Origin of the sequence: Coralloluteibacterium stylophorae, assembly GCF_018122625.2 — a bacterium.
GTDB classification, from domain to species: domain Bacteria; phylum Pseudomonadota; class Gammaproteobacteria; order Xanthomonadales; family Xanthomonadaceae; genus Coralloluteibacterium; species Coralloluteibacterium stylophorae.
In genome coordinates, this window is record NZ_JAGQFT020000013.1 from 1 (window position 1) to 11,859 (window position 11,859).

At 74.3% G+C, this 11,859-nt stretch carries 13 protein-coding genes; 4 read left to right on the forward strand and 9 right to left on the reverse strand.

Annotation, left to right across the window (positions count from 1 at the left end; all coding sequences use genetic code 11):
• Positions 1–366 precede the first annotated feature (366 nt).
• On the reverse strand, positions 367–1,119 hold the full coding sequence (locus KB893_RS16000; RefSeq protein WP_211926730.1) for an anti-sigma factor family protein: 753 nt from the start codon (positions 1,117–1,119) through the stop codon (positions 367–369).
• Complete coding sequence (locus tag KB893_RS16005) at positions 1,116–1,625, reverse strand: RNA polymerase sigma factor (protein ID WP_211926729.1); 510 nt, start codon at positions 1,623–1,625, stop codon at positions 1,116–1,118. The genes KB893_RS16000 and KB893_RS16005 overlap by 4 nt, the downstream gene beginning before the upstream one ends.
• A 141-nt stretch (positions 1,626–1,766) precedes the next feature.
• Here KB893_RS16005 and KB893_RS16010 point away from each other — a divergent pair, with 141 nt between their 5' ends.
• From KB893_RS16010 to KB893_RS16025, 4 genes are all read left to right on the forward strand, one after another.
• On the forward strand, positions 1,767–2,861 hold the full coding sequence (locus tag KB893_RS16010) for a catalase family peroxidase (protein WP_211926728.1): 1,095 nt from the start codon (positions 1,767–1,769) through the stop codon (positions 2,859–2,861).
• A complete protein-coding gene (locus tag KB893_RS16015; RefSeq protein ID WP_211926727.1) occupies positions 2,858–3,391 on the forward strand; it encodes a cytochrome b in 534 nt (177 codons plus the stop codon). Before KB893_RS16010 ends, KB893_RS16015 begins: the two co-directional genes overlap by 4 nt.
• Positions 3,392–3,481: 90 nt before the next feature.
• Positions 3,482–5,620, forward strand: coding sequence for a bifunctional 23S rRNA (guanine(2069)-N(7))-methyltransferase RlmK/23S rRNA (guanine(2445)-N(2))-methyltransferase RlmL (rlmKL, locus tag KB893_RS16020; protein WP_211926726.1), 2,139 nt, complete (start codon positions 3,482–3,484; stop codon positions 5,618–5,620).
• A 383-nt stretch (positions 5,621–6,003) separates the two neighbouring features.
• Positions 6,004–6,795, forward strand: coding sequence for a DUF2884 family protein (locus KB893_RS16025; protein WP_211926725.1), 792 nt, complete (start codon positions 6,004–6,006; stop codon positions 6,793–6,795).
• Positions 6,796–7,092: 297 nt separating this feature from the next.
• On the opposite strand, the gene KB893_RS16030 is transcribed toward KB893_RS16025, so the two are convergent.
• From KB893_RS16030 to KB893_RS16060, 7 genes are all read right to left on the reverse strand, one after another.
• Positions 7,093–7,467 (reverse strand): VOC family protein, encoded by a 375-nt coding sequence (locus KB893_RS16030; RefSeq protein ID WP_211926724.1) that lies wholly within the window; start codon positions 7,465–7,467, stop codon positions 7,093–7,095.
• A complete protein-coding gene (locus KB893_RS16035) occupies positions 7,464–8,123 on the reverse strand; it encodes an RNA polymerase sigma factor (protein ID WP_211926723.1) in 660 nt (219 codons plus the stop codon). Before KB893_RS16035 ends, KB893_RS16030 begins: the two co-directional genes overlap by 4 nt.
• 23 nt (positions 8,124–8,146) lie before the next feature.
• Positions 8,147–8,848, reverse strand: coding sequence for a deoxyribonuclease V (gene nfi, locus KB893_RS16040; protein WP_211926722.1), 702 nt, complete (start codon positions 8,846–8,848; stop codon positions 8,147–8,149).
• Positions 8,849–8,918: 70 nt separating this feature from the next.
• Entirely contained in the window at positions 8,919–9,557 is a 639-nt protein-coding gene (locus KB893_RS16045) for an HAD hydrolase-like protein (protein ID WP_211926721.1), read from the reverse strand.
• A gap of 43 nt (positions 9,558–9,600) precedes the next feature.
• The gene (locus KB893_RS16050; RefSeq protein WP_338026991.1) at positions 9,601–10,674 is read right to left on the reverse strand and encodes a sensor domain-containing diguanylate cyclase; all 1,074 of its coding nucleotides are present in this window, start codon (positions 10,672–10,674) and stop codon (positions 9,601–9,603) included.
• A gap of 94 nt (positions 10,675–10,768) precedes the next feature.
• The gene (locus tag KB893_RS16055; protein ID WP_211926720.1) at positions 10,769–11,482 is read right to left on the reverse strand and encodes a hypothetical protein; all 714 of its coding nucleotides are present in this window, start codon (positions 11,480–11,482) and stop codon (positions 10,769–10,771) included.
• Positions 11,479–11,844, reverse strand: a complete 366-nt coding sequence (locus tag KB893_RS16060; protein WP_211926719.1) for a hypothetical protein — start codon at positions 11,842–11,844, stop codon at positions 11,479–11,481. The genes KB893_RS16055 and KB893_RS16060 overlap by 4 nt, the downstream gene beginning before the upstream one ends.
• Between the last annotated feature and the right edge of the window lie 15 nt (positions 11,845–11,859).

Consider the following 11,859-nt stretch of genomic DNA (forward strand, 5'->3'; position numbering starts at 1 on the left):
TCTACGATGCAAGCTCGATGGCTTCAGGAGCGGCTCGGGCGTCCCACCCTCCCCCGATGATCGGTCGGGGACAGTGCCCCTTCATCGGGGCGCTGTCGAGATACAAGGAGCGGCTTCAGCCGCGACCCATGGTGCGATGGCCTGTGTGTCTGTGGGAGGCGCTTCCTGTGGGAGGGGCTTCAGCCCCGACGCGCTCACTGACGGAAGCACCGCTCGTCGCGGCTCAAGCCGCCCGGTAGGAGCGGCTTCAGCCGCGACCCATGGTGCGATGGCCTGTGTGTCTGTGGGAGGCGTTTCCCGCGGGAGGGGCTTCAGCCCCGACATGCTCCCTGATGAAACCACCGTCCGTCGCGGCTGAAGCCGCGCCTACAGACGGCCCCGCATCAGCGTGCGCTGCATTGCGCTCACGCGGCTGTCGTCGGCGGCGCCGACCAGGGCGAAGCTGGTGTCGCCGTGCGACCAGTACCGCGCCAGCAGCGGGCCGTCGCGCCGCGCGCCGGGTTCCGGGAAGTGGTCGCCCGGCCGCAGGTAGACGCCGACCCGGCCGCCGGCGCCGTCCTCGTAGATCAGCATCGCCGCGGCGCCCTCGGCGGTGGAGAGCAGGCGTGCGCTGCGCAGCGCGAAGCCCTGCGCCGACAGGTCGGGCAGGCGACCCTCGGCACCGAAGTGGAGGCGCAGCCAGTCGCGCAGGGGCGCCGCTTCGGAAGGCCCCAGGCTGCCCGGTGGCGCGTCCTCGGTGGCGAAGAGGCGATAGGCGCTCACCGCGTCGGCCATCGGCAGACGCCGCGCCAGCAGCGCCTGTTCCCGTGCCTGCCAGCCGCCGGCGCCACCCAGACCGAGCGCGAGCAGCATCCCTGCGGCCACCGCCCAGCGCCTGCGGCGGCGGGCGTGCAGGCGCCGCCGCACGTGCGCGGGATCCAGGCGTGGGTCGACCGGCTGCACCGCGGGCGCGGCGAGCGCGGTGCGCAGGCGTTCGGCATCCTGCTTCCAGGCCGCGACCCGCGCTGCGTCCTGCGGGTGCGCGGCGAGCCAGGCGTCGACGCGCGCCCGCGCCCGCGCGTCGAGCTGGCTGTCGACCCAGGCGTGGAGTTCGTCTTCGGTGGGAGCGATGGGCGTCATTTCAGGATCCGGAGTGCGGGGCGCGGCTGCTCGCCCTCGGTGAGTGCGCGCAGGGCCTGGCGGGCGCGGGCCAGGCGCGACATCACCGTGCCGAGCGGCACGTCGAGCGCCTGCGCGACCTCGCGGTAGCTGAAGCCCTCGACCGTCACCATCAGCAGCAGCGCGCGCTGCGCGGCGGGCAGCGCGTCGAAGGCGGCGAGCGCGGCACGGTCGCCGGCGACCGTCTCCGCCGAGGGCGCGCCGTCGTCCTGCGTCGCGAACAGCCGGACCAGGCGCGACCAGCGCGCGGCACGCCGGTGCTCGTCCACGAACTGCCGGTACAGGATCGAGAACAGCCACGGCTGCAGCGCGCCGGCGTCGCGGCGCGTGCGGCCGTGGGTGAGCGCGCGCTCGAGCGTGTGCTGCACGAGGTCGTCGGCGGCGGCCGGCTCGTGCACCAGCGAGCGCGCGAAGCGGCGCAGGCGCGGGATCAGCGCGCGCAGGGTGTCGTCGTCGAGCTCATCCATGGACGGCGTGCTGTGGCGGAGGCGGGCTCATGGCGGTGGGACGTGCCGCGGGACGGATTATTCCCGTGCGGGCGCGGGGGAATAAACCGCCGGCGGCGACGTCCCACCTGCACACCGTCCGTACCGCGAGGAGTTCCCCCCATGTCGTCACCGTCCCCCGAGCCCGGCCATCCGCGCCGGCGCAGTCCGCTGCCGGCGCTGGGCCTCATCGGTGCCGTGGTCCTGATCGTTGCGCTGGCCTTCGGCTGGGTCGGCGGCTGGCTCGACCGCGACCGCCTCACCGCGCAGCGCATGGTCGACACCATCGAAGGCGGGAATCCGCATCCGGGATTCCGCCGCGCGCACAGCAAGGGCATCTGCGTGAGCGGGTACTTCGAGCCCACCGCCGCCGGGCCGCGGCTGTCGAAGGCGCGCGTGTTCGCGCAGCCGCGGGTGCCGGTGCTCGGACGGATGTCGATCGGCGGCGGCGACCCGCATGGCGCCGACGCCACCGCCCGCGTGCGCAGCATGGCGCTGCGCCTGCGCACCGACGACGGCCAGGAGTGGCGCACGGCGATGAACAGCTTCCCGTTCTTCCCCGTGGCCACGCCCGAGGCCTTCCAGGCGCAGACCCTGGCCTCGCGCCCCGATCCCGCCACCGGCAGGCCGGACCCGGCGGCGATGGAGGCCTTCCTCGCACAGCATCCGGAGGCGCGCAGGTTCCTGGAGTGGGCGAAGACGGCGCCGTGGCCGACCAGCTTCGCCAACACCCGTTTCAACGGCGTCAACGCCTTCCGCTTCGTCGACGCCGCGGAAGGCAGCCGGTTCGTGCGCTGGTCGATGCGGCCGCAGGCGCCGCTCGAGACCCTGCCGGCGGAGGCGCGCGAGCGCGCCGACGCGGACTACCTGCAGGAGGACCTCGTCGCCCGCCTCGCCGCCGCGCCGCTGCGCTGGGACATGGTGGCGACGGTCGCCGCCGCGGACGACCCGGTCACCGATCCGTCGCAGCCCTGGCCCGAGGACCGCGAGCAGGTCGTCCTCGGCACCCTGGTGCTGGAGGACGCGCAACCGCAGGCCACCGGTCCCTGCCGCGACCTCAACTACGATCCGCTGGTGCTGCCCGAGGGCATCGAGGGCTCGGGCGATCCGGTCCTCGCCGCGCGCTCGGCGACCTACTCGGTCTCCTTCAACCGCCGCCAGCGCGAGATCGCGGCGGGCGACGCGGCCGCGGCCACCGGCACGGAGGGTGCACGATGAACCGTCATGGCCACTTCGACGCGTTCGCCCGCGGCCTGCACTGGCTGATGGCGGTGATGATCCTGGCGATGCTCTTCATCGGCGTCGGCATGGTGGCTTCGGTCCACCTGCGGCCGGCCCTGATCGACCTGCACCGGCCGCTCGGCATCGCCATCCTCGTGCTGGCGGTCCTGCGCCTCGGCAACCGCCTGCGCAGTCCGCCGCCGCCGCTGCCTGGCGACCTGCCCCGGCCGCAGCGCATCGCCGCCAAGGCCTCGCACTGGGTGCTGTACACGCTGATGTTCGCGATGCCGCTGCTCGGCTGGGCCATGCTCTCCGCCGGCGGCTATCCGATCCCCATGTTCGGCGGCCTGCATCTGCCGCCGATCGCGCCGCACGATCCGGACATCTACGCCGTGCTGCGCGCCGCACACGGATGGCTCGCCTACGCGCTGTTCGCGGTGGTGCTGCTGCACGTGGCCGCGGCGCTGTTCCACGGCCTGGTGCGGCGCGACGGCGTGCTGTCGAGCATGGCCCGCGGCCGCGCCTGATCCGGCGGGCGGCACGGCCGCCCGCCACCGGCGCCGGACGGAGCCCGCGATGCGCGACAATGGCCGGCCGTTGCCGTCGCCGTCGCCGCCATGAAGTACTTCGTCTCCTGCGCCAAGGGCCTGGAATACCTGCTCGTCGACGAGCTGCAGGCCCTCGGCGCGACGCGCGCCACCGCCACGGTGGCCGGCGCCAACGTCGAGGGCGAGGCGGAGTCGGCCTATCGCGCGGTGCTGTGGTCGCGCCTGGCCAGCCGCGTGCTGTGGCCGCTGGCCGAGTTCGACTGCCCGGACGAGGATGCGCTGTATGCCGGCGCGGCGGCGATCGACTGGCCGCTGCACCTGGACGCCGACGGCACGCTCGCGGTCGACGCGCACGTCTCCGGCTCGGCGATCACCCACGCACGCTTCGCCGCGCAGCGGGTCAAGGACGCGGTGGTCGACGGCCTGCGCGCCGAGACCGGGCGCCGGCCCTCGGTCGACACCGAGGCGCCGGACCTGCGCCTCAACCTGGTGGTGCGCAAGGGCAGGGCGATCCTCTCCGTCGATCTCGGTGGCGGCCCGCTGCACCGCCGCGGCTGGCGCGTCGCGCAGGGCGAGGCGCCGCTCAAGGAGAACCTCGCCGCGGCGCTGCTGCTGCGCGGCGACTGGCCGCGCGTGCACGCCGCGGGCGGCGCGCTGCTGGATCCGATGTGCGGCTCCGGCACCCTGGTGATCGAGGCCGCGGCCATGGCCGCCGACCTCGCGCCGGGCCTGCTGCGCCACGGCGACGAGGAGCCGACCCGCTGGCAGGGCTTCCAGCGTGCGCTGTGGACGCGGCTGCGCGAGGACGCGCTGGCGCGGGCTGCGGCCGGGCGTGCGGCGGTCACCACACCGATCGCCGGCAGCGACCGCGATCCGGAGGCCGTCGACGCCGCGCGCCGCAATGCGCAGGCGGCGGGGCTCGCGGAGCTGGTGCGGTTCGAGGTGCGCGACGTCGCCGAGCTGCCGGCGCAGGACGCGCCGCGCGGCGTCGTGGTCTGCAATCCGCCCTACGACGCCCGCCTCGCCGCCGACCCCGCGCTGTACCGCACGCTCGGCCAGGCGCTGGCCCGCGCTGTGCCGGCGTGGCGTGCCTCCATCCTCTGCGGCGACGGCGAGCTCGCCTTCGCCACCGGCCTGCGCGCGAAGAAGCGCTACACCGTGTTCAACGGCGCGCTGGAATGCACCCTCATCGTCTGCGACCCGGTGCGTCCGCCCGAGCGCGAGGCGCGCGCGCCGGCGCCGCTGGGCGAGGGTGCGCAGATGGTGGCCAACCGCCTGCGCAAGTCGCTGCGCGCCGGCAAGGCCTGGCGCGTGCGCGAGGGCGTCACCTGCTGGCGCGCCTACGACGCCGACCTGCCCGAGTACGCCGCCGCCGTCGACATCTACACCGAGGACGGCGGCGAGGCCCGTGTGTTCGCCCACGTGCAGGAATACGCCGCGCCCGCCGAGATCCCCGAGGAGACCACGCGCCGCCGGCTCGGCGAGCTGGTCGCCGCGGTGCGCGAGGTGTTCGCGATCCCGCACGGGCAGGTGGCGATCAAGACCCGCCAGCGCGGCAGGGGTGGCGCCAAGTACGGACGCATGGACCAGCGCGGCGAGACGCTCGTGGTGCGCGAGGGCGCGGTGCGGTTGAAGGTCAACCCCTTCGACTATCTCGACACCGGCCTGTTCCTCGACCACCGCCCGCTGCGCCTGCGGATCGGCGTCGAAGCGGCGGGCAGGCGCGTGCTCAACCTGTTCGCCTACACCGGCACGGCGACGGTGCACGCCGCGGTGGGCGGGGCGAAGACCACGACCACGGTCGACCTCTCCGGTACGTACCTCGGCTGGGCGGCGGAGAACCTGGCCCTCAACGGCGTCGGCGGCCCGATGCACCAGCTGGTGCAGGCCGACGCGCAGGCCTGGCTCGAGGCCGACCGCGGCCGCTACGACCTGGTCTTCATCGACCCGCCGACCTTCTCCAACTCGGCCAGGGCCGCCGATTTCGACGTGCAGGCCGCGCACGTGCCGCTGCTGAAGGCCGCGCTGGCGCGCCTGTCGCCGGACGGGGTGATCCTGTTCTCCAACAACTTCCGCCGCTTCCGCTTCGACCAGGCGGCGTTCGCCGGGCTGGCGGAGGTACGCGAGATCAGCGCCGACACCATCCCGCCCGACTTCGCCCGCAACCCGCGCATCCACCGCGCCTGGGAGCTGCGGCGGTTGGTTTGAGATGGGGTGGTGGAGCGGGACCCGGGAACCGGGAACTGGGAACGCCGCGGTCGGGCGTCGCGCCCCTGTAGGAGCGGCTTCAGCCGCGACGGTGGGGCCACGTCGGGGCTGAAGCCTCTCCCACAGAGGAGCGCGGAAGCGCGACATCGAGGCTGGGGCGCTGCAGGGCGGAGCTGGAACCTGCCGCAGGGGTCGCGGCTGAAGCCGCTCCTGCGGAGGTCGGGGTGCCGGCGCACGAGGACGTCCGGTTCCGCTTCCCGCGTCATCCCGACCTGGTCCCGCTGCTCCCCGATGCCCCTGCCTTCGGTCCCGGTGACTCCCGGCCCATGCCGGCGGCGGTGTCGCGCGCGCACGCTGCGCGCCATCTCCCTCGGACCGCCGTCATGCGCCACCTCGCTCTCGCCTGCGCCGCCGCGCTCGCCCTTGCCGCTCCGGCCGCGGATGCGCACCAGGGCGTGCAGATCTCCTCGGAGGAGTGCGGCTTCAGCACGCCCTACGACGTGCGCATCGGGCCGTCCGGCCTGGCGCTGACCCGCGAGGACGGCGCGCCGTCGGAGGTGCTGATCCACGACGGCGTGCTGCGGATCGACGGCGCCGCGCTCGCCACCGGCGCGGCCGACGCCCTGCGCCTGCGGCGGATCGAGGCCGGCGCCCGCGCACTGATGCCCCAGGTCGCGGCAATCGCGCGCGAGGCGGTCGACATCGCCTTCGACGCCTTCGCCGCCGTCATCGAGGGCATGACCGGCAGCACCAGCCGGATCGAGCGCATCCAGGAATTCCGCGCCAGCGCGCTGGCCCGCGTCGACGCGAGCCTGGGCGACGGCGTGTGGGATCAGGATCTGTTCGACGAGGCCTTCGCCGCCGACATCGAGGCGGCCGCCGAGGAGTTCGCCGGCAGCATGGTTCGCAGCGCCCTGTGGACGGTGCTGCTGCCCGGTGGCGAGGGGCGCCTGGAGCGGCGGCTGGCGGCGATGGAGGCGGACCTGGACACGAGGATGGAGGCTCGCGCGGACGAGCTTGAGACGCGGGCGGACGCGCTGTGCGAGGAGGTCGCCGCCCTGCACGCCCTGCAGGAGTCGCTCGAGATCCGCCTCGACGGCGGCGCACCGCTGCGCCTGATCGAGATGACCGCCGCGCCGGCGGTCGCCGCCGCCGGACAGGACGAGGGTCGGTAGGGTTGGATGATGCGGTGGTGGTGAGGCGGGAATCGGGAATCGGGACCTGGGGGCGCCACCGCTCCAGCATCGCCACCCCCGTAGGAGCGGCTTCAGCCGCGACGGGTCGGGATGAAACGATGGTGGTGAGGCGGAAATAGGAAATGGGGACCCGGAGGCGCTGCGGATCCAGCATCGCCGCCCGACCCGGCCCTGTCGTCGCAGCAGGACCGGTCGCGGCTGAAGCCGCTCCTACAGGGCGAAGCGCGTCGGCGGACGTGGACCTTTCAGGTCCCGGGTCCCGCTTCCCCGCCAGCCTCAGCGCGCGCCCTCCTGGTAGAGCGACAGCACGTGCCCGTCGGGGTCGGCGAAGTCGGCGCTCCAGCCGCCGGGCGCTTCGCTGACCGGGGTGACGATGCTCACGCCCCTGGCCGCCAGCGCCTCGACGGTGCGGTCGATGCCGCCGTCGACGCTGAAGACCACGACCGGCGAGCTTCCCGGACGTGCGTCGCCCTGGAAGAAGATCAGCAGCATGTCGCCCGGCAGCGTCGCCATCAGGAAGTCGCCGCCGGTGTGCGCCTCGCCGGGCTGGCGCGCTATGTCGAGACCGAGGCTGTCGCGGTAGAAGCGTTCGGTGCGCGCGAGGTCGGCGACGGTGAAGACCAGGGCGCCCACGCGGGATGCGGCAATCATGGATGGATCTCCTTGGGGTGGCCGGCCGGAGTGGCCGGTGCCTGTGTGTTGCCGCGGCGGGACGGAACGTGAGCGCCGATCAGCAGCGGATGCCCGTCGGGGTCGTGCGTGGCCATGTGCGCATCCGGCAGCCTGGCCAGCAGGGTGCGCAGGACGCGCCGCAGTGGCCCGGACGCCGGTATCTGCGCCGGCGGCATGGCATCCGGATCGGCGCGCGCCGCCGCGCCGGCACGCGCCACCGCGCGGTGCAGGGCGTGGATGCGCTGGCGCAGCGCGGCGTCGTTGAGCGCCAGCAGGTGCGCGATCTCGCGGCGGTCGAGCCCGGCCAGGACCAGCACGGCGAGCTGGCGCAGGGCGCGCGGCAGCGAAGCGAGGAAGGGCTTCGCGAACCGCGGTTCCGGTTCCGCCTCGATGCTCGCGGCGGCGTCCTGCCATGCCTGCTCGCGGACGCGCCGGCGCGTCGCGCCGCGTACCGCGAAGGCCGCCTGCCGGCGCAGCACGCCGTGCAGCCAGGGCAGGTCGAACCTGTCGGCCTGCACCGCGGCGAGCAGCACCTCCTGGACCAGGTCGTCGGCGTCCTCGCGCGTGGCGGCGTGGCGGCGCGCCGCGTGTCGCAGGCGGCGGAGGTCGTCGGGAGCGAGGGCGGGCGCGCGCATCCGCGCGACTGTACCCCCCGACGTCAGGCGGTGGACATGCGCCGGCGGTCGCGGCGCGAGGCGATGCGGTCGGCCAGGCGCGTGGGCTCGGGCAGGCGATAGCCGCGCAGGGCGGCGCGGACGTGGCGCAGCGCGCCCTGCGGCGAGACGCGATGGCCCGGCGAGACGATCAGCGGCCGGCAGCGCGCCTTGCTCCGCAGCAGCCAGCCGATCCAGTCGGTGCCGTCGACGAGTTCGACCGCGTCGCCCGGCGTCTCGCCCAGCGGGACGTGGCGGCCGACCAGGATCTTCTTCGCCACGCCCAGCGTCGGCAGGCCGCTGGCGACGCCGAAGTGGGCGGCGATGCCGAGCCGCCGCGGATGGGCGATGCCGTGGCCGTCGACGAAGACCAGGTCCGGTGTCTCCGGCAACTGCCGCAGCGCCTCGAACAGCGCGGGCAGCTCGCGGAAGGAGAGCAGGCCGGGGATGTAGGGCATGGAGGTCGGGATCCGCGCCACCACCTCGGCGACCGGTTCGAGCGACGCGGCATCGAGCAGCACCGCCGCGGCGCGGGTGGTGCGGTTGTCGTCCTCGAAGCCGACGTCGAAGCCGGCGATGCGGCGCGGCGCCAGCGCCGACGGCGCGTCCTCCAGGATCACGCCGCGGGCGAGTTCGACCTGCAGCGCGCGCGCGCCGGCGATGCTGCCGTCCCAGTCCGGGATCGAGGGGTGCGGCCAGGTCTTCATGCCGGGGCCGCGGCGGCGCGGTGGAGGGTGCGCATCGCGCGAGGCTGGCAAGCGCGGCGCATCGGGTGCGTCAAGGCGCGGCGAGCAGGTCGAGCAGCTCGCCGGGGCGCTCGAGCCAGTGCGCGGGGCCGCTCGCGCGCAGCACGTCCGGCCGCGTATAGCCCCAGGCGACGCCCGCGAACGCCATGCCCGCCGCCGAGGCCGCCTCGACGTCGCGCAGTTCGTCGCCGACATACAGCGCGCGCGCCGCCGGCACGCCCGCGCGTTCCAGCAGGCGCCGCAGCTTGACGTGCTTGCCGAGCAGTGACGCCCCGCATTCCAGGTACGCCATCCGCGCCGCGAGCTCCTCGCCCAGCACAGCGCGCACGTTGCCGGCATCGTTGGAGGTGGCGATGGCCAGGCGCAGGCCGACGCCATGCAGGCCGCGCAGCATCGCGTCGATGCCCTCGAACGGGCGCACCTCGCCGATCCGCGCCGCCATCAGCCGGCGCGCGTCCATGGCGATGCGCGGGGTCTTCCACATCGGCACGCGCTGGCGGCGGAGCAGGGCACGCGCGTCGAGGCCGCGCAGGAGCTCCACCTCGGCACGGTCGACGCGGGCGAAGCCGTGGGTATCGGCGAGGACGTCGAGGAGATCGAGGAAGACCGGGAACGAGTCGGCGAGCGTGCCGTCGAAATCGAAGGCGATCAGGTCGTAGCGATGCGGCATCGTGCGGAGCGCGGGGCGGGGCAGCGCATGATGCCCGGGACGCTCAGCGCGCGCAGGTCATGACCCGGTTGCGCCCGCCGTGCTTGGCCATGTACAGCGCGCGGTCGGCGCGTGCCATCAGCGCCGCCGCGTCCTCGCCCGGCTCGTGCACCGCATAGCCGATGCTCGCGGTGACCCGCACCGGCCCCTGCATGTACTGGATGCTCTCGCGCAGGTGGTCGCACTGGCGCCGCATCGAGTCCGGCGAGCAGTCGGGATGGAAGTAGACGAACTCCTCGCCGCCGTAGCGCGCGAACACGCCGCGGCTGCCGGCGGTCGAGCGCAGCAGCTCGGCCAGCGCGACCAGGACCTCGTCGCCGATGGCATGCCCGTGGCGGTCGTTGATGGTCTTGAAGTGATCGATGTCGAGCACCGCCACGGCCAGGGTGGCGTCGCCCTCGCGGCGCATCGCCAGGGCATTGAACAGCGCCTGGTCGAAGGCGCGGCGGTTGGGCAGGCGGGTCAGCGGATCGGTCTGGCTGAGTTCGGAGAGGGTGGCGTTCTGCGATTCCAGCTCGGCCTGGTAGCGGCGGAGCTCGGTTTCGTACCAGGCCTGCTCGCGGAGCTGGAGGCCGAGTTCGCGTGCGGTGCGCCGCAGTCGCAGCAGGATGCCGACCTGCCGTGCCAGCGCGGCGAGCGCATCGGTCTGGAAGGCCGACAGCAACTTCGGTTCGGTGTCGAACACGCACAGGGTGCCGAGCGCCTGGCCCTCGTCCACGCTCACCGGCGCGCCCGCGTAGAAGCGCACGTGCGGCGCGCCGGTGACCATCGGGTTGTCGCGGAAGCGCGGGTCCGTGTGCGTGTCGGGCACGATGAGCAGCTCGTCCGGGTGCAGGATCGCGTGGCCGCAGAACGACACCGACCGCGGCGTCTCCTGGCCCTCGACCCCGTGCCGCGCCTTGAACCACTGGCGGTCGGCGTCGATCAGGCTGACCGTGCCCATCGGCGTGCCGCAGATGCCGGTGGCGATCCTCACCAGGTCGTCGTAGGCGATCTCCGGCGCGGTGTCGAGGATCGCCAGCGCCTGCAGGGCCTCCAGGCGCGCTGCCTCGTCGCGCGGCATGCCGGGTGCGGGCACGCATGTCTCCTTGTTCCAGAAGGCCCGATCCTGCCACCGATCGGGACCGAGGAGCGTGCACTGCGCTCCACTGTGCGGTGCTGCACGGCCGTGGCTACCAGCTCACCTGCTCGTTGCGCGCCTGCGTGTCGTCGTAGACGAAGACGATGGCGTGGTTGCCGTTGTGGGCGCGGGTGACGTAGCGCACGTGGTAGCGCTTGTCCGGGCCGAAGCGCTCGCGGGCGACCTCCGCGGCCTGCTCATGGCGCGCGCCGCTTCGCGAGTGGTGCACGAATCCGGCGATCGCCACGACCAGCACGGCGCCGAGCACGAAGCCGCTGCGCGGCGGCGCGCTGCCGCGCCCCGCATCCCGACGCGCGGCAAGAACCCTTGGTCCGCGCAGGCAGCGGTACACCCAGACCAGCGCGGCCAGGTTCACCGCGCCGCGCAGCAGCGCGCCCCCGGTGCCGGCGAATTCCAGGCGCAGCTCCCACATCCACACGGCCAGGGGCTTGAGTACGGGCAGGAATACCAGGTAGGCCGCGACCGCGAAGGCGATGCCGAAGGCCGCGTACCAGGCCGCAGCACGCGCCGCACCGAGGTGGCCGCGCACCAGCAGCAGGCCGAGCACGGCGCCGACCGCGTTCACCAGCAGCGCGCCGGCGGCGGAGCCTTCCTCGGGCGCGAACGCCAGGCTGTAGAGCGTGTTGAGCGCGGCCAGCGCCAGCAGCACGGCGCCGGCGGCGGCCAGCGGGCGGCGCGCCGCGTGCCGAGCTCGTGTCGGCGGGGCGGGCGTCGGCGCGTCGGCCCGCCTCGGGTCGCGCGTCATTCGCAGCGCAGGCCGGCGGCGTCGGCGACCGGGCTCACGAAGCGGGCCTCGCCGCCGCACACCAGGTAGGCGAAGGGGGCGCGCGCCGCGTCCGCGTCCGTTTCGTGCAGGCGCCGGCCGGCCTCGTCGAGCAGGCGCACCGTGCCGGTGCCGTCGTCGGCGGCGACGAGGTCCACGCGCAGGCCGCTGTCGAGCAGGACGCCGGTGGATTCGCCGGCGGGCAGGGTCAAGCGGAAGCGGGTGGCCGCGCCGTCGTCGCGGATCACGCGGCCGTCGAAGTCGACGGGATCGGCTTCGGCGGCGCAGGCCGGCAGCGCAGCCAGCGCGGTAAGGACGACGATCGCAGGGACCTGGCGCGTCATGGCGCGACTCCGGGC